The sequence below is a fragment of the Azotosporobacter soli genome, from assembly GCF_030542965.1.
GTDB classification, from domain to species: domain Bacteria; phylum Bacillota; class Negativicutes; order SG130; family SG130; genus Azotosporobacter; species Azotosporobacter soli.
In genome coordinates this window covers 1-20,624 of the sequence record NZ_JAUAOA010000006.1, presented here as the reverse complement: position 1 = coordinate 20,624, position 20,624 = coordinate 1, and the positions used below count along the sequence as shown (strand labels likewise).

Annotated in this window: 19 protein-coding genes; 18 read left to right on the top strand and 1 reads right to left on the bottom strand. The window is 52.8% G+C overall.

Going from position 1 to position 20,624, the window contains the following annotated elements:
• The first annotated feature begins 89 nt into the window (after positions 1 to 89).
• The 7 genes from QTL79_RS07445 (at position 90) to QTL79_RS07415 (ending at position 8,281) form a co-directional block, all read left to right on the top strand.
• Positions 90 to 1,601 carry a sugar ABC transporter ATP-binding protein gene (locus QTL79_RS07445; protein WP_346354334.1) on the top strand — a complete coding sequence of 504 codons (1,512 nt, stop codon included), beginning with the start codon at positions 90 to 92 and terminating at the stop codon, positions 1,599 to 1,601.
• A gap of 1 nt (position 1,602) precedes the next feature.
• Entirely contained in the window at positions 1,603 to 2,685 is a 1,083-nt protein-coding gene (locus QTL79_RS07440) for an ABC transporter permease (protein ID WP_346354333.1), read from the top strand.
• Complete coding sequence (yjfF, locus tag QTL79_RS07435) at positions 2,660 to 3,643, top strand: galactofuranose ABC transporter, permease protein YjfF (protein WP_346354332.1); 984 nt, start codon at positions 2,660 to 2,662, stop codon at positions 3,641 to 3,643. Before QTL79_RS07440 ends, yjfF begins: the two co-directional genes overlap by 26 nt.
• A 62-nt stretch (positions 3,644 to 3,705) precedes the next feature.
• Positions 3,706 to 5,184 (top strand): L-fucose/L-arabinose isomerase family protein, encoded by a 1,479-nt coding sequence (locus QTL79_RS07430; protein WP_346354331.1) that lies wholly within the window; start codon positions 3,706 to 3,708, stop codon positions 5,182 to 5,184.
• A 32-nt stretch (positions 5,185 to 5,216) separates the two neighbouring features.
• A complete protein-coding gene (locus tag QTL79_RS07425) occupies positions 5,217 to 6,824 on the top strand; it encodes a xylulokinase (RefSeq protein WP_346354330.1) in 1,608 nt (535 codons plus the stop codon).
• A 136-nt stretch (positions 6,825 to 6,960) separates the two neighbouring features.
• A complete protein-coding gene (locus QTL79_RS07420) occupies positions 6,961 to 7,644 on the top strand; it encodes a YjjG family noncanonical pyrimidine nucleotidase (protein WP_346354329.1) in 684 nt (227 codons plus the stop codon).
• Between the two features lie 55 nt (positions 7,645 to 7,699).
• Positions 7,700 to 8,281 carry a 4'-phosphopantetheinyl transferase family protein gene (locus QTL79_RS07415; RefSeq protein WP_346354328.1) on the top strand — a complete coding sequence of 194 codons (582 nt, stop codon included), beginning with the start codon at positions 7,700 to 7,702 and terminating at the stop codon, positions 8,279 to 8,281.
• Between the two features lie 89 nt (positions 8,282 to 8,370).
• On the opposite strand, the gene QTL79_RS07410 is transcribed toward QTL79_RS07415, so the two are convergent.
• Positions 8,371 to 8,640: a hypothetical protein gene (locus QTL79_RS07410; protein WP_346354327.1), complete on the bottom strand. Its 270-nt coding sequence runs from the start codon at positions 8,638 to 8,640 to the stop codon at positions 8,371 to 8,373.
• Between the two features lie 313 nt (positions 8,641 to 8,953).
• Here QTL79_RS07410 and QTL79_RS07405 point away from each other — a divergent pair, with 313 nt between their 5' ends.
• The 11 genes from QTL79_RS07405 to QTL79_RS07355 form a co-directional block, all read left to right on the top strand.
• Entirely contained in the window at positions 8,954 to 11,101 is a 2,148-nt protein-coding gene (locus QTL79_RS07405) for a peptidase domain-containing ABC transporter (protein WP_346354326.1), read from the top strand.
• On the top strand, positions 11,094 to 12,500 hold the full coding sequence (locus tag QTL79_RS07400) for an HlyD family type I secretion periplasmic adaptor subunit (protein WP_346354325.1): 1,407 nt from the start codon (positions 11,094 to 11,096) through the stop codon (positions 12,498 to 12,500). The genes QTL79_RS07405 and QTL79_RS07400 overlap by 8 nt, the downstream gene beginning before the upstream one ends.
• A gap of 3 nt (positions 12,501 to 12,503) precedes the next feature.
• Positions 12,504 to 14,702 (top strand): peptidase domain-containing ABC transporter, encoded by a 2,199-nt coding sequence (locus tag QTL79_RS07395; protein WP_346354324.1) that lies wholly within the window; start codon positions 12,504 to 12,506, stop codon positions 14,700 to 14,702.
• Positions 14,699 to 16,279, top strand: coding sequence for a hypothetical protein (locus QTL79_RS07390; protein WP_346354323.1), 1,581 nt, complete (start codon positions 14,699 to 14,701; stop codon positions 16,277 to 16,279). Before QTL79_RS07395 ends, QTL79_RS07390 begins: the two co-directional genes overlap by 4 nt.
• A gap of 21 nt (positions 16,280 to 16,300) precedes the next feature.
• Positions 16,301 to 16,735: a hypothetical protein gene (locus QTL79_RS07385; protein WP_346354322.1), complete on the top strand. Its 435-nt coding sequence runs from the start codon at positions 16,301 to 16,303 to the stop codon at positions 16,733 to 16,735.
• A 94-nt stretch (positions 16,736 to 16,829) separates the two neighbouring features.
• Positions 16,830 to 17,264, top strand: a complete 435-nt coding sequence (locus QTL79_RS07380; RefSeq protein ID WP_346354321.1) for a hypothetical protein — start codon at positions 16,830 to 16,832, stop codon at positions 17,262 to 17,264.
• 75 nt (positions 17,265 to 17,339) lie between these two features.
• Positions 17,340 to 17,783 (top strand): hypothetical protein, encoded by a 444-nt coding sequence (locus tag QTL79_RS07375; protein WP_346354320.1) that lies wholly within the window; start codon positions 17,340 to 17,342, stop codon positions 17,781 to 17,783.
• A 91-nt stretch (positions 17,784 to 17,874) separates the two neighbouring features.
• The gene (locus QTL79_RS07370; protein WP_346354319.1) at positions 17,875 to 18,279 is read left to right on the top strand and encodes a hypothetical protein; all 405 of its coding nucleotides are present in this window, start codon (positions 17,875 to 17,877) and stop codon (positions 18,277 to 18,279) included.
• Between the two features lie 113 nt (positions 18,280 to 18,392).
• Entirely contained in the window at positions 18,393 to 18,803 is a 411-nt protein-coding gene (locus QTL79_RS07365; RefSeq protein WP_346354318.1) for a hypothetical protein, read from the top strand.
• Positions 18,804 to 18,924: 121 nt separating this feature from the next.
• Positions 18,925 to 19,623, top strand: coding sequence for a tetratricopeptide repeat protein (locus QTL79_RS07360; RefSeq protein WP_346354317.1), 699 nt, complete (start codon positions 18,925 to 18,927; stop codon positions 19,621 to 19,623).
• A 98-nt stretch (positions 19,624 to 19,721) separates the two neighbouring features.
• Positions 19,722 to 20,624, top strand: a 903-nt coding sequence (locus QTL79_RS07355; protein WP_346354316.1) for a hypothetical protein, incomplete at its 3' end; no start/stop codon positions are given.

Here is a 20,624-nt window from a genome sequence, read left to right as displayed (position 1 = left end):
CGCTCAGGGGTCGTCGCTGCGATGACCCCTGGGGGAGTGGCCTTTTCTTTTAGGCAAACGTCATTTTACGATGGAGGTGAGAGTTCAGCATGGATGAGAATCAAACCTTATTAACGATGAAGGGAATCTGCAAATCGTTTCCCGGCGTCAGGGCGCTGCACAAGGTCGATTTCGAACTGAAAGCCGGAGAAATCCATTGCCTGATGGGCGAGAACGGCGCGGGGAAATCGACGCTGATCAAAGTGTTGACCGGTGTGGAAAGCATGGACGAAGGAGTCGTCTGTCTGGCCGGACAATCCATTCGCGCGACGTCGCCTCATCATGCGCAGGTCTTGGGAATCAGCACGGTGTACCAGGAGGTCAACCTTTGCACCAACTTGTCCATCGCGGAAAACATATTCATCGGCCGTCAGCCGATGAAACAGGGACGCATCGACTGGGCGGCGATCAATCTGCGCTCCAAGGCGCTGCTCGATAAACTGGATTTGGATCTTGACGTGACCCAGCCGCTGGAGCGGTATTCGGTCGCGATCCAGCAGATGGTCGCAATCGCCAGAGCGCTGGATATCTCGGCGCGCGTATTGATCTTGGACGAACCGACTTCAAGTCTCGACAGCAAGGAAGTGGAGAAGCTGTTCGCCGTTATGCGGCGCTTGAAGGCGGAAGGTATGGGCATCATCTTTGTCACGCATTTCATGGATCAGGTCTATGCGGTTTCGGATCGCATCACGGTACTGCGCAATGGCGAACTGGTCGGCGCGTACGACACCGCGGCGCTGCCGCGCGTGCAGTTGATTGCCAAGATGATCGGCAAGGAGTTCGACGGCTTCGAGACGGCGCAAAAGCAGTCGGAAGAGGCGCTCGAGGAGAAGGCGCAAACGTATCTGTCTGCGCAAAGAGTCGGGCGACAGGGGTGCATCGCGCCGTTCGATCTGGAGGTTCGCAAGGGAGAAGTCTTAGGCATCGTCGGTCTGCTCGGTTCGGGACGGACGGAAATGGCTAGAATCCTGTTCGGCATCGATCCGTCGGATTGCGGCGAGATAACGATCAAAGGCCAGACGGTCAAACTGAATACGCCCGCGAAAGCGATTGCGGAGGGCATGGGCTTTTGTCCGGAAAATCGCAAGGTCGAAGGCGTTATCGGCGACTTGTCCGTAAGAGAGAATATAATCCTGGCGCTGCAGGCCAAGCAGGGCTGGAAAAAGAATATATCGCGCAGGCAGCAGGAAGAAATCGCAGATCGCTATATCAAGCTGCTGAGCATCAAGACTGCGGGGCCGGAACAGCGCATCAAGAACTTAAGCGGCGGCAACCAGCAAAAGGTGATCCTGGCGCGCTGGCTGCTGACGCAGCCGGAACTGCTGATCCTCGATGAACCGACGCGGGGCATCGATGTCGGAACCAAAGCGGAAATCCAGAAGCTGATCATGAACCTGGCGCAGGAAGGGATGTCGGTCATCTTCATCTCTTCGGAATTGGACGAATCGATTCGCTGCTCCGATCGCATGGTCGTCCTGCGCGACAGAGAAAAGATTGCGGAACTGTGCGGCGGGGAAATCGCGGAAAAAACGGTAATGCAGACAATAGCGGGGATGGTGTGACATGAGCATAAAAGAAGGATGGGAGAGATTTTCTAAGTCACAGTTGTTCTGGCCAATCCTTGCCTTGGCTATCGTGTTATTATTCAACCTGATCTTTACCAAGGACTTCTTCAGCATCGAGATCAAAGAAGGTCATCTCTACGGCGTTGCGATCGACATCCTGAATCGCGCCGCGCCGCTGATGATCCTCGCCACCGGGATGACGCTCGTCATCGCCACCGGCGGGGGCGGCGTCGATGTCTCGGTCGGTTCGGTGATCGCGATTTCCGGCGCGGTGGCCGCCGCGCTGATCGGCGGCAGTCTGCAGTATGTCGACGGCGTGCAGCAGTTCGTGACCAATGTCTCGATGCCGGTCGCGATTCTGGCCGCACTGGCTGTCGCGACGCTGCTTGGGGCTTGGAACGGGTTCTTGGTAGCGAAGATAGGCATCCAGCCGATCGTCGCCACGCTGATTTTGCTCGTGGCCGGTCGCGGTTTGGCGCAACTGGTCACGCAGGGACAGATCATCACGATCTATTACAAACCGTTCAGTTATATCGGCACCGGATTCTTGCTTGGTCTGCCGTTCACGATCTTCATCGTGGCCGCACTTTTCGGACTGACGTATTACATGGTGCGCAAGACGGCAATGGGGCTGTTCATCGAATCGATCGGCATCAATGCCTCCGCGAGCCGTTTTTCCGGCATCAACGTGAGCAAATACGTTTTCATGGTCTATGCCTTCTGCGGTTTCTGCGCCGGCGTGGCCGGTCTGATCATCTGTTCGAACGTAAGCTCGGCGGACGGCAACAATGCCGGACTCTTCATGGAACTTGACGCCATCCTGGCGGTGGCGCTGGGCGGCAATTCGACCAGCGGCGGACGGTTTACGCTGGTTGGCAGCCTAATCGGCGCACTGGTCATTCAAAGCATCACGACAAGCATTTACGCGCTCGGCGTTCCGCCGGAAATTACGCTGGTGGTCAAAGCGCTCGTCGTTATCGCGATCTGCCTGATGCAATCGGAAGAATTCAGAAAAACGCTGCAGCGCAAGGGGAGCACGAATAGGGGGAATCAATGTGGGAAAATTGAAGCTAAATTATAAATACATTTCCTTATATATCACGATCCTATTATTCTCCGGGCTGTTTGCCGCAGGCTCGATGCTGTACGACGGATTCTTTTCGCTGCAGGTGCTCTTGAATATGCTGATCGATAACGCGTTTCTGATCGTCACCGCGATCGGCATGACGTTCGTGCTGATCATTGGAGGCATCGACATTTCCGTCGGCGCGGTTATTGCGCTCATCTGCATGCTCTCGGCGCATCTGCTTAGCGTAAGGCACATCAGTGCGTTTATCGTTTTGCCCGCGATGCTGCTGGTGGGAATGGCGTTCGGCTTCGGGCAGGGATATCTGATCCAGAAATTCAAGCTGCAGCCTTTTATTGCGACACTGGCCGGGATGTTCCTGGCGCGCGGCCTCTGCTACGTAATCAGCATCGATACGATCATGATCAGCGATCCGTTTTATATGCAGATGTCCACGTATAAGATCCCGATGCCGTTTGATACGCATATCTCAATCAGCGTCGTGATCGCGCTGGCCACGCTGCTGGCCGGACTATACCTGGCGAACTTCACGAAATTCGGTCGCACCGCCTATGCGATCGGCGGCAATGAACAATCCGCCGTCTTGATGGGCTTGCCGGTTGCCAGAACCAAAATACTGGTCTATACGCTCAATGGTTTTTGCTCCGCACTCGCGGGCATCGTCTTCAGTTTTTACATGCTCTCCGGTTACGGTCTGCACGGCGTCGGGCTCGAAATGGACGCGATCGCTTCGGTCGTCATCGGCGGCACGCCGCTCTCCGGCGGCATCGGCTTCGTCACCGGCACGCTGTTCGGCGTATTGATCCAAGGCGCGATCCAGACGCTCATCATGTTCCAGGGCACGCTCAGTTCCTGGTGGACGAAGATCGCGATCGCCTCGCTGCTTTGCGTCTTCATCATCTTGCATAAGCTGATCATCTCACGCCGGGAAGGGCGCAAATCGATCGCCTAGCAAAAGGACTTGTGATTTCAAAGATCCTGTTTTATTCTGATAAACGAAGGGAGTCATTTCGCATGGAGAATATTCCAAAAGTAAGACTCGGCATCGTTGCCATGAGCAGAGACTGCTTTCCCGTCGAACTGAGCGTAACGCGGCGCGCGAACGTCGTAAAGGCTTGCACGGCGAGCGGCATCGAACTGTTTGAAGCCAAAACGGCGGTCGAGAAAGAAAGCGACGTCCTGCAGGCGCTGAGCGAACTGAAAGACGCGGGCGTCAACGCACTGGTTGTGTACCTGGGCAATTTTGGGCCGGAAGGTCCGGAAACGCTGCTGGCGCAGAAATTCGGCGGGCCGTCGATGTTCGTCGCGGCCGCGGAAGAAGCCGAAGGTAATTTGATCGATGGGCGCGGCGACGCATACTGCGGCATGCTGAATGCCTCGTATAACCTGGGGCTGCGTAAACTGAGACCGTATATCCCCGAATACCCGGTGGGCACGCCGGATGAAGTCGCCGGCATGATCGGCGATTTCAGCGACATCGCCCGCATCATGCTGGGTCTTTCCGGACTGAAGATCATCAGTTTCGGGCCGCGCCCGCAGGACTTTCTGGCCTGCAACGCACCGGTCAAACCGCTCTATGACTTGGGCGTCGAGATTATGGAGAACTCGGAACTCGACCTATTCGAAGCGTTCAATCAACATGCGGGCGACGCAAGAATTCCCGGCGTCGTCAAGGAGATGGAAGAGGAACTGGGCGGCGGCAACGGTTATCCGGGCATCCTCGCCAAACTGGCGCAGTATGAACTTACGCTCAGGGATTGGGCTGCGAAGCATAAAGGCGCCTCCGACTATGTCGTCTTTGCCAACAAATGCTGGCCTGCTTTTCAGACACAGTTCGGTTTCGTTCCCTGCTATGTGAACTCACGCCTGGCCGCAAGCGGCATCCCGGTTGCCTGTGAGACCGACATCTATGGCGCGCTGAGCGAATACATCATCACCTGCGCGACGCAGCTGCCGGCGACGCTGCTCGATATCAACAATTCCGTGCCGAAGGACATGTACGAGAACAACCGTACGCAGTTCGCCGGATACACGCTGAAAGACCTCTTCATGGGCTTTCACTGCGGCAACACACCGTCGAGCTGCATGAAGAACTGCTCGATGAAATACCAGCTGATCATGCATCGCTTGCTTGAAGCCGACAAAGAACCCGATATCTCGCGCGGCACGCTCGAGGGAGCGATCCGGCCGGGCGCGATCACGTTCTTTAGGCTGCAGGGAACGGCTGACTGCAAACTGCGCAGCTATGTCGCCGAAGGAGAGATCATCGACGTCGACCCGAAATCGTTCGGCGGCATCGGCATTTTCGCGATTAAGGAGATGGGACGTTTTTACCGGCATGTGCTGATTGCCAAGCGCTATCCGCATCACGGCGGCGTCGCGTTCAAGCACTCCGGCAAAGCGCTGTTCGCCGCGATGAAACTGCTCGGCGTGAAGGACGTGGCGTTCAACCAACCGGCCAACATGCTCTATAAAGATGAAAACCCTTTTTAATGAAGAGATGAGCGGATTCAAAGGAGGTAATTATGAGCCTTGCACGTAGTGAAATGAAAAACGCCGTCGAGAACGGCCAAACCACGATCGGAATCGAACTCGGCTCGACGCGCATTAAGACCGTTCTGATCGGCAGCGACAACAAGCCGATCGCGTCCGGCAGCCATGATTGGGAAAACCGGTGTGTCGACGACATCTGGACGTACAGCATTGAGGACATCTGGCAAGGGGTGCAGTCGAGCTACCAGGACATGGCTCAATGCGTCAAAAAGGAATTCGGCGTGAGCATCAGGACGACCGGAGCGATCGGCTTCAGCGGCATGATGCACGGCTATATGGTCTTCGATGCGCAAGAGAAGCTGCTTGTGCCGTTCCGTACCTGGCGCAACAACATAACCGGTCCGGCGTCGCAGGAACTGACCGAGCTGTTCGGCTATCCGATTCCGCAGCGCTGGAGCATCGCGCATCTCTATCAGGCCATTCTCAAGCGCGAAGAACATGTCGCGAAAATCAGCCGCATGACGACGCTGGCCGGGTATGTGCACGGCAAGCTGACCGGAGAGAACGTGCTCGGCGTCGGCGAAGCGTCCGGCGTCTTCCCGATCGACTTGAAGACGCAGCGCTTCAACGCACGGATGATCGAACAGTTCAATGAGAAGATCGCAGCGCAGGGCCTCGGCTGGCGTCTCGAAGATATCCTGCCGACCGTTCTGACAGCCGGGACGCAGGCGGGCGTACTGAGCGCAGCCGGAGCGAAACTGCTCGACGTTTCCGGCGAACTGCAGCCGGGCATTCCGTTCTGTCCGCCGGAAGGCGATGCGGGCACCGGCATGGTCGCCACAAACAGCGTCGCGGCGCGCACAGGCAATGTCTCTGCCGGAACCTCGGTCTTCGCGATGATCGTACTGGAAAAGGAACTTTCCAAAGCCTATCCGGAAATCGATCTGGTCACGACGCCGGACGGCAAGCTCGTCGCGATGGCGCACTCGAACAACTGCTCCTCGGACTATGATGCCTGGATCAATCTGTTCGGCCAGGCGATCAAGGCGCTGGGCATGGATGTCGACAAATCGACGCTTTACAACACGCTGCTGAACGCGGCGCTAAAAGGCGATGCGGATTGCGGCGGGCTGCTGGCCTACGGCTACGTTTCCGGCGAACACATCACGCACTTCGCCGAAGGACGCCCGCTCTTCACGCGTGCGGCAAACAGCAATTTCAGCCTGGAGAACTTCATGCGCGTCAACCTCTTTACCGCGCTCGGTGCGCTGCGCACTGGGGTGAACATCCTGCTGGAGCAGGAGAACGTGAAGGTCGACAAGATCTTAGGGCATGGCGGCTTCTTCAAGGTGAAGGGCGTCGGCCAGAAAATCATGGCGGCCGCACTGAATACGCCGGTCTCGATCATGGAAAATGCCGGAGAGGGCGGCGCCTGGGGTATCGCGCTGCTGGCCTCGTATCTGGTTAACCGCGCAGAAAAGGAGTCGCTGCCGGAATTCTTGAAAAATCGCGTCTTCGCCGGCACGCAGGCCAGCACCGTCCGGCCCGAACCTGCCGATGTGGCCGGTTTTAACGCCTTCATGCAACGTTATCATCAAGGGCTCGCCATCGAACGCGCGGCGATCGAGCATTTGAAATAAGCGCGAAAAAACATCCCGCTTTCTGCTTTTTGCAGAGAGCGGGATGTTTTCTTGCGCCCATAGGGCAAACCGCTTTTTTTCTGCTGAAAAAGTGCGTTATAATAAAAGAGGAAACCAGCTAAAGGAGAACGTGGCGATGAAATATGAAGTGATTCTGTTTGATGCGGATGAAACGCTGTTTGATTTTAAAAGATCCGAGAAAGTTGCGTTGGAAAAATCGATTACGACATTCAATATAAAATATGATGAAGCGTATCACCTGCCGATTTATTCGGCGATAAACAAGCGGGTATGGCAGGAGCTCGAACAGGGGATATTGTCAGCAGAACAATTAAAAACGGAACGCTTTAAAAGACTGACCGAAAAGTTGAATCTCACGTTTGATCCAAACGAATTCAGCAATATCTATTTGAATTCACTGGCGGAAGCCTCTTTCTTATTGGAAGATGCGTTAGAAATCGTCACTTATCTGAATAAAAAATATAGACTGGTCATCATCACGAATGGCTTGACGGTCGTGCAAAAGAAAAGGATCCAGCAATCGAGCATAGCAAATTATTTTGAAGCGGTTGTCATTTCGGAAGAAGTGAATGTATCGAAGCCGAATCAGGAAATATTTCGATATGCGCTAAGGCGGATCAAGCATGAAAATAAAGAGACGGTGTTAATGGTGGGCGACAGTCTGAGTTCCGATATACAGGGAGGGTTGAATTTTGCGATCGATACGTGCTGGTTCAATCCGAATCGAAGCAAGAACGAGAGCAACATCACGCCGACGTTTGAAATACAGAGTCTGTTGGAACTAAAGAAGCTGCTGTGAGAAAAAGAGTACTGCGTGCACTTTTGAAGAAGCGGAAGGTTGGGCGAGAAACGGTATGATCTATTTGTTCGACAAGATGGATTCGTTTTCGGATGCGTTGCTGGAGCGAAACCTGCGGGTGGTTTCGCGCGAACGCGCCGAAAAAGCAAAGCAGTTCAGAGACGTGCGCGATCAAAAATTGTCGGTGCTTGCGTATTTGCTGTTGGCCTATGGCCTGCGAAAAGAATATGGCATCGTTGAAGAGTTGCAGTTTGCTTACGGCAAAAACGGAAAACCGTATCTGCGCAACTACCCGGCGATTTTTTTCAACGTCAGCCATTGCCGACGCGGCGTGGTCTGCGTAGTGGCCGACGCAGAAGTCGGGATCGACATCGAAGAAGTGACCGACTATGACCAGGACACAATAGACTATGTCTGCAGCGAGAGCGAAGAGCGGCAAATCCGGCGTGCGCAAAATCCCGCGCTGGAGTTTTGCAAATTGTGGACGTTGAAAGAAAGCGTTTTGAAATACACGGGGCAAGGGCTTGCAGACAATCTAAAAACGTTATTGCCGGATGAGCGTGTGAGGCTTACAACCAGCGTTGCGCCGGACGGCAGTTATGTGATTTCACTGTGCGAACGGCGGTGTGATCGGTGACAGGGCTGTATTTTGTCGTAATGAGAAAAAGGGGCTGTAGCAAAATGAGATGACGATCTGATCTTGCGGCAGCCTCTTCTCTAGATTTCTTAGCGGCGCGTATCCTGTTTTACCGGAACGGCAAAACGCAGCGGCAATACGGCCGCTTTGTAAGGTTCGGAGGCCGAGAGCGGTAAAACGTCTTGCGGCTCGCTGAGTTCGAACGTATCCTGCGTTGCTTTCCTCGTTTGCGCTGAGCGCGGGTTTGCCTCATAGTGGTTGCGATGTTCGGAATTGGCATTCGCCGTTGCCTGGGTTGCTGCGACGGAGTATGTGTTTTTAGAGGAATAGTAGCGACTAATAAGAGATGAAATATACATGTTGAACAACTCCTTTCATCCCTGATATCGGGCCTTTTTCCGCGGAAATAAGCGTTTTGCGAAAGTGTAAGACAAGCTTAAGACGCCCTTAATAAGTTTGTAGTAAAAAATGAAAATGGTGGATGGATAGTAAAAAAATAGAAAAAACAGACGCGAGATTATTGCGTCTGTTTTTTCTATTTTGGGGTGTTTTACGTAGTGTAAAAAATAAAAGCGGTAAAATAAGTTAAAAAAATTACTGAAACTTGTAATGAAGACAATCAGTGATACTATGTAACCTAATAAAAGGAAATGAGATGGAAATGAGGTTACCATGGAAGACGAAACGATACGAACAGAGCGGGAAACGGAAATAAGAAAGTGTCTGGCGGTAGTTGCCGCAGACCTGGGCATTCGGCTGGAAGCAAAGGAACTGGCGGAGTTGGCTGCTGCCGTCGTTCAGCGTAAAGATACGTTGACGGCCATTAAGCAGGCGGTGAGGAAGGTCGGCTTAAAGGCGCAGGAAAAAAAGACAGGGCCGCGGGAGTTGGAGAACCTTGCTCTCCCGGCATTGTTCATCGCGGCAGATGGAAGATGTAAGGTGATCCGCCAGGTAAACGGCGAAAGCGTAATGCTGTTCGATCCGGCAGCGAGCGGCATGCTCATCAAAAGCGCGGCGGATTTTGCCGCGGAAAATCTGGTACAGAGTCTCGTCTTTCAGCGCTTGTTCAGCCTGAAGGATATCCGGCGACAGTTGAATCTTACCTGGTTTATTCCGATCATCATCCGCTATAAGCGATATTTCGGCGAAATCATCGGTGCTGCTTTTTTATTTCAGTTGTTTGGTCTGGCCATTCCCTTATGCACGCAGGTGATGATTGATAAAGTGATCGTGCAGCAGGGCGAGGCGACGCTTCTGGTACTCGGTGTCGGTCTGCTTTTCACGGCTCTTTTCCGCAGTGTGATGAACATGATCCGGACTTATTTATTTACGCATACGACCAATAAGATTGATGTGATTTTGGGCAGCCGGATGTTCCGGCATCTGATGCGTCTGCCGCTGCGTTTTTTTGAGGCACGACGGGTCGGCGACACGCTGATGCGTGTCGCGGCGCTTACCTATGTGCGGGAATTTTTGACGGGTACGGCCATGACGGTGTTGATTGATCTGGTCTTTTCTTTTGTCTTTTTGGGCGTCATGTTCTATTACAGCGCGTCACTGACGCTGCTGGCCGTTTTGGCAATTCCGATTCAACTGCTCATCAACCTGATCGGCGCGCCGCAGTATCGTAAACGCCTGCAGGAAGCGTGGGACGCCAACGCGGAGAACAATGCTTTTCTCGTAGAGGCGATGACGGGCGTGCAAACGATAAAATCGCTGGCGGTCGAGCCGCAGTTCAACTTTCGCTGGGAACGCCTGGCCGCGCGCAATGTTGCGACAAATCTGGAAAAGGTGCAGTTAAGCGTCGTCATGCAAAACGCCGCCAACTTTACGCAAAAGCTGTTTAGCTACCTGATCATCTGGTATGGCGGCATGATGGTGATCGACGGCAATGTGACGCTGGGTCAGTTCATTGCGTTTCAAATGCTGACGAACCAGGCGAATGCGCCGCTGCTGCGTCTGCTTGGCATGTGGCAGTCGTTTCAGCAGACCAAACTGGCGATGATGCGAATCGGCGACGTGCTCAATGCCGTGCCGGAACCGGCGTATGGCACGAAACGAGAGGATGAAAGCGTGCTGCACGGCGCAATCGAGTTGGCCGATGTTTCATTTCGCTATGAACTCGATGCTCATCCTGCGCTGCGCAAGGTGAATTTAAAAATCGCGCCGGGCATGAAAGTCGGTATCGTCGGACGATCCGGTTCGGGAAAAAGCACGCTTTCGAAGATTTTGCAGCGATTGTATCTGCCGGAATCGGGCAAACTTTACATCGACGGGAAAGATATGGCAGGGCAGGATCCGTCGTGGCTGCGCCGCCAGATCGGCGTTGTGCAGCAGGAAAACTATCTCTTTAACGGCAGTATTCGCGATAACATCGCCTTTGCCCGCCAGGGGACAAGGCTGGAGGCGATCATCCACGCCGCCAAGCTGGCCGGAGCGCATGAATTTATCTGCGAATTGCCGGATGGCTATGACACCATCGTCGGAGAACGCGGCAACCGCCTGTCGGGTGGACAAGCGCAGCGCATCGCGATTGCCCGTGCGTTGTTGTCGGAGCCTAAAATCCTGATTTTTGATGAGGCGACCAGCGCGCTTGATTATCAGTCGGAAAGAAGCATTCTGGACAACGTGGCACAGTTGGCTGCCGGACGTACGATGCTGATGATCGCGCACCGGCTGGCCAATGTCGTGCAATGCGACCGGATCATCGTGATGGACGGCGGCGCAATTGCCGAACAGGGGACGCATGAGGAACTGATGCGTAAACAAGGCTTGTACCATAATCTTTATAAGCAGCAAGGGGAGCAACGTCATGGTTAAAAAAATAATGACTTATTTAAAAAGCGGCAAAATGGCCGAATCCGCGCAAGTCTTTTTGGAACGGGCCAGAATCAAGGATGTCGAACGGTATCAACGGCGCGAAGCCGAATTTCTTTCGGCGGCGCTGGAAATTGTCGAGTCGCCGCCGGCCTATGCCAGCCGCACGGTGCTGTGGACCTTTTTTACCCTGGCGCTGACGGTTTTGCTGTGGCTCGTGTTTGGCAGCGTAGAAGAAGTCGCGAGTGCGCCGGGCAAGATCATTCCGGACGGGTATGTGCGCGTCCTGCAGGCGGAAGATAAAGGCATTATTAAAAATATCTATGTGGCAGAGGGTCAGAAGGTGAAAAAGGGCGATCTCTTGCTGGAACTCGATCAGACGGTTTCCGCAGCGGATTTAATGCAGCTGAAGAAAAAAGTCGCCGAGCTGCGTCTCGAAGTGGAGAGACTGCACTGTGAAAAAGAAAACCGGCCGTTCCTGCCGCAACGGACGGACGGCGCCGACGAAACGTATGCGCGGACGCAGCTGAGCCTTTACAACAGCCGTCGCTCTGCGCAACAAGCCAAAGTGGGCGAGGCGCTTCAGGGCGTGCAGCAAAGCCAGGCTGAACTGCAGCGCAACTTGGCGGAGCAGGAAAAGCAGCGAGAATTGCTGCAATACGCACAGGAAAAGACCGGAAAACTGCAATATTTATATGATCAAAATGCCATTTCCGAATTAACCGTACTGGAACAGCAAATGAAGCGCCAGGAATTAAAACGCAGCGTCGAGTCGCAACAGTCGGCGGTCGAGTCGCAAGCGGCGCTATTGGCGCAAAAGCAGACGACCGTAAAGCGTGCGGCAGCGGAATATGCCACCGAAGTCGATTCCAGCCTGGCGGAGGCGCTTGCCAAACTGAACGAAGCCAGTGAACAGCTGAAAAAAGCCGAAGAAAAACATGGCCTGTGCCAGTTCATTGCGCCGGATGACGGCTATGTCAGCAATTTGACGGTGCATACGATCGGCGGCATCGTGACGCCGGCGCAAGTCATCATGGAAATCGTGCCGGAAGAGGCTAACCTGTTAGCCGAGATTTTGGTTGCGAATAAAGATATCGGCTTCATTCAGACCGGACAGCGGGCAGAACTGAAGGTTCAGACCTTTACGTTCCAAAAATACGGCACGGTTCCGGCGGTCGTCGCGAATATCAGCCCGAATGCGGTCGACGATCCCGAACAGGGCCGCGCATTCAAGGTGCTTTTGCAGCTGGACAAAGATAAGATGGATGTGAACGGGCGCATGGTGCGTCTTGGCAGCGGCATGAGCGTGAGCGCCGAAGTCAAGACCAGAGATAAGAAGATCTATGAGTATTTTTTAGAACCGTTTAAAAAATATACGAGCGAATCGTTGAGAGAGAGATAAGAGATGGCAGAAGAAGGCAAACAGGGACAAGAAAAAGCAAAAAATGCGCCCGCGTTCGATGCTGCGCTGGACTGTTTATGTTTTATTGCGGGACTCTGCGGCGTGAATGCGGATGAGAAGCAGATACGCCGCGCGAATATCATCAAAGCAGGCGGCATGGATCTGCCGACGCTGGTCGGCGCAGCGCGACAACTGGGCTTAAAGGCGCGCTGCATCGATTACGCGGCCAAGAAAGACGAGGCGACGCTGCCGCTGCCGGCGATTATCATCCTGCGCAACGGCTCGCATGCCGTGCTGCTGGAGCAAAGCGAAGGGCAAGCGGTGCTCTATGACCCGTTTTGCAAAACAACACTGGCGCTAACGGAGAGCGCGTTTCTGGAACAATGGAGCGGTCAGGCCGTGTTGATCGCCAAAGAGAAGAAGCATACAGAAGGCGCAGGCGCTTCCTTCGGTTTGCGCTGGTTTGCGCCGATCCTGCTGCGCTACAAGCGCGCGTTTGGCAAGGTGCTGCTCTTTTCGCTGCTGATTCAGGGCTTTGGCCTGATCAGTCCGCTATTTACCCAGGTCGTCATCAACAAAGTGCTGGTGCAGCATAGCGTCGGCTCGTTGCACGTCATGGTCGCCGGCATGATCGCCATTTGCGTATATGAAGCGTGGATCAGCGGCTTGCGCAGCTATATGCTGAATCATCATCTCAGCAAAGTTGACGTTGTGGTTAGTGCGCGGCTCTTTAAAAAGTTGCTGGCCCTGCCGTTGCCGTTTTTTGAGCGACAGCAGGTCGGAGACATCGTGGCTCGGCTGCGCGAAATGGAGACCATTCGCGGTTTTATCGTCGGCTCCGCGTTTACGACGATTGTTGACAGCGTTTTTGCACTGGTGTACCTGTTGATCATGTTCTTTTACAGCGGTTATCTCACGCTGGTCGTGCTGCTGACGCTAGGTTGCTATGCAGTGCTGAATCTGGCGCTGACGCCGCTCTTGCGTCGGGGCTTGAAAGAAAAATTCAGACTGGGCGCAGAAAACCAGACCTTTTTGATAGAAGCGATCACCGGCATTCAGACCGTTAAGACAGCGGCGGCCGAACACTATTTCATCAAGAAGTGGGATGAAATGCTGTCCGGCTATGTGAAACGGGTGTTTGCCAACGCCAACATCGATAATATCGGCAACAACACGGCAACGTTCATCCAGCAGGTCTCGATGATTTGCATCCTCTGGATCGGCATCCGGCAAGTCATCGACAACCAGCTTACCGTCGGGGAGTTGATTGCGTTTCAAATGTATGCGACTGCGGTCGTTTCGCCGGTACTGCGTTTGGTTGCGCTCTGGCAAAACCTGCAGGAGACCAAAGAGGCGGTCGCGCGCTTAGGTGAAATCGTCAACGAACAGGCGGAGCCGACCTTCGATCCGGCCCGGACAACGTTGGCGACGATTTCCGGCGAGATTGTTTTAGATGGCGTCACTTTCCGTTATGAAAAAAACGCCAAAAAAATATTGCACGACATCAACCTGCAGATCAAAGCCGGCAGCCGCGTCGGGATCGTCGGACGATCCGGTTCCGGCAAAAGCACATTGGCGAAAATGATCCAACGCTTGTACCTGCCGGAGAGCGGACGCATCCTGATTGACGGCATCGATCTGGCGCAGGTCGAACCGGCTTGGCTCAGACGGCAAATCGGCGTTGTACTGCAAGAAAATTATCTCTTCCACGGCAGCATCAAAGACAATATTGCGTTAGCCAAACAGGATGCCAGCTGGGAGGAAATCGAAAGCGCGGCCGCTATCGCCGGCGTGGATCGTTTCGCCGCCGGATTGTCGAAAGGGTATGACGCTTTGGTTGGCGAACGCGGCACGGCGCTGTCCGGCGGACAAAAGCAACGCATCGCGATTGCCCGGGCCTTGCTGACAAACCCACGCATCCTGGTCTTTGACGAAGCGACCAGTTCGCTGGACAACGAAGCGGAAGAGCTCATCCGAAACAACCTGGGACGGATGGCGGAAGGCAGAACCGTACTGATGGTGGCGCATCGCTTGTCAACGATCCAAGACTGCGACAGCATCATCGTCATGCAAGACGGCAGGATCGTCGAGCAGGGCCAGCACGAAGAGCTCCTGGCGGCGCGCGGCGAATACTATCGACTCTATAATAGCCAACAATTAGCAACCACAAGCAATACAGAAAAAAGGAGCGGTATAGCATGAGTTATGATGGATCAGGCGAAGGCGGAAATAGCGGCGGCTACGGCGGCGGTTACGGCGGAGGAAACGGAGGCGAGTCAAGCGGCGGCGACAGCCAAGGCAGTGCGGGCGGTTTCGGCGGCAGCGGCGAAGCAAGCGGCAGCGAGGGACAAGGGCTGGGTGGCGGCAATTTCGGCGGCGACGCCTCAAACGAGAGCGCAACGAACGCTTCCTCCGGCGGCTTCGGCAGCGAGGCGGCAGATGCAGGCAGCAGCGCCTCTTCGGAAGGTTCCGAAGGCGAAGGCGTGCAAGGCGGTACGCCCTGCTCTTACAGCGGCGTCGATAACGACGCGCTCGGCGGCTCGTATACCGCCGCCGAAACAACGCAGATCGGCAGCGGGTTGGCTGCGCTAGGCGATATGGGCAGCGGTTTTCTGAACAGCGTTGCGGGTTGGTGCAGCGAAAACATTACCGGGCCGTTCGCAGCTGCGACGCAGCAACCGGTCTCTGCGGTCGAAGCGGAATCGACCGCTGCGATGCTCAGCGATAACGTGCCGGGTATGACGCGGCAAGAAGCGGAGACGGGCCTGCAATCCTTCGGCATCGGCGCAGCGGAGGAGAACTCCGATTCCGGCGTCTCCGTCGAGAGCGGCGCGCCGGGACTTGCGCAGCAGGACGTCGCAAACGGCGTACAGGGCGGAACGCCGTACAGTTTTAGCGGCGTCGACAACGACGCGCTCGGCGGTTCGTACGCCAATCCTGAAACCGCGCATTTTGCGAGCGGAATTGATGCGCTGAGTGACGTAGGCCGCGGTGTAGCGAATTGGACCAGCGAACATATCACAGGCCCGCTTGCAGCTGCGGCGCAGCAGCCGGTATCGGCGGTCGAAGCGGAATCAACCGCGGCGCTGCTGGGCGATAACGTGCCGGGGATGACGCGCGAAGAAGCGCAGCAAGGGTTGCAGTCCCTCACCGGAACAACGGAGGAGTCGCAGACGATATCCGGCTTGCTGGCCGCGAATGTGCCGGGAATGACGCAGCAGGAAGTGGATAATAGTTTGAAAGCGATGGGGGCTGACCCGGAGACTCCCGTTGGTCAAGTCGCCTCCGTGCAGGAGGGGCAAAAGGTGGATGTCGCCTTTACCGATGTTGCGGCGTGGGACAACGGACATGGAAGCGTCCTGCGAAACTCGGTTGTGAATGCAGGCGATACGGCGCTGGGAACCCGGGTAGCCTCCTTAGAAACGCTTGCCGTCAGCAAAATCGGGCTACCTTCGTTAGGCGTGGCATCAGAAATAGCCGTGGCGGAAAAAGTATGTGGGGTGGCTGAATTAAAGGGTGCGATGAGGTACACCGGGCCGTTGAGCATCCTTTCTACCGGTGCTGACATAGCGATGGACTGCCAGGACTATAAGGAGAGAGAGCTAGCCGCTGCAATTGTGCTAGACATAGGTGCATGGGGAGTAGGGTCGGTAGTTTCGGGAGCACTCCTGACAGCGGGAATGCTTCCTGCAGGATGTGCAATTGCAAACACCTTTGTAGCAACTAGTATTGGGTATGGGGTTAATGCTGTGAAAAGTAGTCAGTTATCAAAAAAGTGAAAGATATAGGGATCAAATAAAATGGGAATAAAAATGAAAGCTAAGCAAGGCTTTATAATCGGATCGATTGTGACGCCGATCGGCTTGCATCTAAAATATCCATGGAATGCTGCTGTGACGATTATTGCGAGCATAATGTTCTTATTTATCATGATTCGTGACAGAGGAAGCTACAACAAATACATTTTTATCGGGACTATGATAATGGTTGTGGCTGGCATCTTTATGGGAACGGTAATGATTGAAAATCCGATTCCTGGAGCTTCCGTATTAATGCCTGTTGCAGTCAGTCTGGTCATGATGTTTATCGGCATTTTTGTCATCGGCGTTGGCAACCACATTAAAGATCCGAAGCGAGTGACAAAAAAAGACCTAGCGTACATCTTTGGCGCATTTTGTTTCATTGTAATTTATTTTGGGGCATTGGGGTGGTTTGTGTATAACCTGCATCACTAATAAGAAGGTCATAGGAAACGAGATAGTTCATCAACGAATCGTTTTTTTGAAAGCAACTGTCGTAAGGAAAAAATAAGATTGAAGTGAGAAGAACATGGAAGAGAAATTAACCGCGAAGCAAGGCTTGGTAATCGGATCAATTGTGACGCCGATCGGTTTGCATCTCAAATATCCGTGGAATGTTGCATTGGCGATTATTGCGAGCGTTGTGTTTCTATTGGTCATGATTCGTGACCGAAAAACATACAATAAATATAATTTTATCGGAACCATGATAATGATTGCGGCAGGTCTTCTTGCTGCAATGGTGATGAGTGGAAATCCGATAGCAGGGGCGTCCGAGTTGCTGCAAATCGCAGTCAGTCTGGTCACGTTGTTCATCGGCATTTTTACCATCGGCATTGGCAACCACATCAAAGATCCGAATCGAGTGACAAAGAAGACATTGGCATATGCTTTTGGCGGATTTTGTTTTTGTGTAATCTGCGTTGGGGCAGTGGTGTGGTTTGCGTATAGTCTGCATCACTAATCTATAAGCGAAAAATAAATACGATTGCAGCGGGAAGAAAAGGTGGCATTCCGATTCTGATCAAGGAGGGCGTGCGTGTTTAGACGAGTTAAGATAGTGATTTTTTTACTTGTCTTGGTGATTTTATCATACGAAGCAGTCAAACCAACGTTGTATCATGTAGATATTGCGCAGGAAGAAATGAAAATAAAAGCAGACTTGAATGAAATTCAGATCATGCCGGGATCACATTTGAAAAAAATGGACGTGATGACAAAATCAGACCGAACAAATGTAGAAAAGAAATTTGTAGCGTTCTTTAGCTATCAAGAAATCAATGACTACTATGAGAATGAAATGAAGCGGCTCGGCTGGGATAAAGTTGAGGAAAAAGATATAAAAATCTGGGGTAAAGATAAGGGGAGCAAAGAAATTAGATACCGAAAAAATGACCGCGAAATCTATCTCTACTATCGGGCCGCGGATCAAAGTGGGGATGATTTTTGGACGTACGCAATCGGGGCGTCTTGGAAGCTTTAGTGAGCGCAGAAAAAAGAAGGGAGGGCAGTATGGAAGATAAAATAACGTCAAGGAAAAACTTCGTAATAGGGTTAAACAGGGGAAGAAAGTTATGACAAAAAAGCAAAAAATGACAATGAGCTTTCTTATTATACCGATAGGAATGCATCTTGCTTATCCCTGGAATGCGATTGCGGCAGTTAGTGCTTTAGTGGCGATGTTTGTCTCTCTCTTTTTCACATGGCGGGAGATGAATCGTTACAGCGTTTTGGGCTATGGGATTTGCGCAGTGGGTGGCGTGGGAATTACAAGCGCTTCCATGGGCATTCTGATAGGTGATATGTCTTTGCTGGAACAAATATCGCTAGCACTTGGCTTAGTTTTAATGGGAATTTTTATCGTAGGTATTGGCAGCCGCATTCAGAATCCGGAAATGGTGACCGTAAAGTCGTTATTGTATTCATTGCTTAGCTCCTGCATCCTGGCAGCTGTGTGGCTATTTTTACTTTATAGCTAGCATGCATTTTGATTGCGTTAGAGCAAACGATTAGTCTTTTGAAAGAAAATGCCATGAAAATATAAAGTTTGAAAGTCTGTTTGAAGAATAAATAAGATTGAAGTGAGAAGAACATGGAAGACAAATTAACCGCGAAGCAAGGGCTGATAATCGGATCGATTGTAACGCCGATTGGCTTGCATCTGAAGTATCCATGGAATCTTGGAATGATAATGCTCATAGTTGTAGGAATTGTAATCTGGATTATTTATAAACGGAAAAAATACAATACCTATAATCGAATTGGACTGAGTGTAATAGCAGGTGCTGGAATGGGAAGCGGTCTTTTGATGGCTGGCCAGATGATTGAGGGAATCCCGATGCTGCGCCAGTTATTGGCAAGTATCGGGATGATGCTCGTCGGATTGCTGCTGTATGGTTTCGGCAATCATATTAAAAATCCGGAAGAGGTGACGAAGGCAAAGCTGGTGTATAGTTCGGCTATTTTTATTCCATGGGGAATTTTATGTCTTTTAATGTGGTAGTAGCAGGATAAAGAATAGCAAAAACATAACTGATCAAATCTTGTTTGTATAAAAAATAATGAAACTATTATAGATTACTGAAAATTGACGGTAAGGTTCAGATAAAAAGGAGCGAGTATGTATGACAAATACGAAAATAATTCGTGTGGTTGTGATTTTATCGCTAGCATTGCTGTGTTTTTCAGTTTTCTATTTCATCACAAAGGATCCACAGTGTCAGATTTGGCTATACAGTCATCAGATTGAAGGAACGCCGGATCAAAGCCGCGATGCATACTACAAAAGAGGCATAGCATATTCGAAAAGACATCAATATGATTTAGCGATAAGTGATTATTCAAAAGCGATAGAACTAGAACCAAAAAAGGAAGACGCGTATGTTTCGCGAGGAATTGCTTATGCGAACGTAGAGAAGATAAACCTGGCATTGGAAGACTTTACGAAGGCGATCGAACTGAACGCAACGATGGCGGAAGCGTACAATAATCGAGGCGGCATGTATTTTGTAAAAGGTGAATATCAGAAGGCGGTGGAGGATTGTACGAAAGCAATTGAGATCGCTGGCGATGCTAAATCGTTCTTGCTTCGCGGCAATGCCTATGTTGGATTAAAGGAATATGAGAAGGCAATCAGCGATTATCAACAGGCCATTCGAACAAATCAAGATCTTGTGCATGCCTATTTTGAGCTGGGAGCTGTTTATGAAAAGAAACAACAATACAAAGAAGCGCTGAATGCCTACAATGAATTTATCAAAAATGCCGCGCCGAGTGATCAACGAATTGCCCAGGCAAAAGAGAGGATTAAGGGATTGCAATAAAAGCAATGGGATAAACGATGGAAAAGCGTGATCCATTAATTATCAACATTATAAGGGGCGGCAACCACAAGCAATACAGAACAAAGGAGCGGTATAGCATGAGTTATGATGGATCAGGCGAAGGCGGAAATAGCGGCGGCTACGGCGGCGGTTACGGTGGCGGTTACGGCGGAGGAAACGGCGGCGAGTCAAGCGGCGGCGACAGTCAAGGCAGTGCGGGCGGTTTCGGCGGCAGCAGCGAATCAAGCGGCAGCGAGGGACAAGGGCTGAGCGGCGGCAGTTTCGGCGGCGATGCCTCAAACGAGAGCGCATCGAATGCTTCCTCCGGCGGCTTCGGCAGCGAGGCGGCGGATTCAGGCAGCAGCGCCTCTTCGGAAGGTTCCGAGGGAGAAGGCGTGCAAGGCGGTACGCCCTGCTCTTACAGCGGCGTCGATAACGACGCGCTCGGCGGCTCGTATACCGACGCCGAAACAACGCAGATCGGCAGCGGGTTGGCTGCGCTAGGCGATATGGGCAGCGGTTTTCTGAACAGCGTTGCGGGTTGGTGCAGCGAAAACATTACCGGGCCGTTCGCAGCTGCGACGCAGCAACCGGTCTCTGCGGTCGAAGCGGAATCGACCGCTGCGATGCTCAGCGATAACGTGCCGGGTATGACGCGGCAAGAAGCGGAGACGGGCCTGCAATCCTTCGGCATCGGCGCAGCGGAGGAGAACTCCGATTCCGGCGTCTCCGTCGAGAGCGGCGCGCCGGGACTTGCGCAGCAGGACGTCGCAAACGGCGTACAGGGCGGAACGCCGTACAGTTTTAGCGGCGTCGACAACGACGCGCTCGGCGGTTCGTACGCCAATCCTGAAACCGCGCATTTTGCGAGCGGAATTGATGCGCTGAGTGACGTAGGCCGCGGTGTAGCGAATTGGACAAGCGAACATATCACAGGCCCGCTTGCAGCTGCGGCGCAGCAGCCGGTATCGGCGGTCGAAGCGGAATCAACCGCGGCGCTG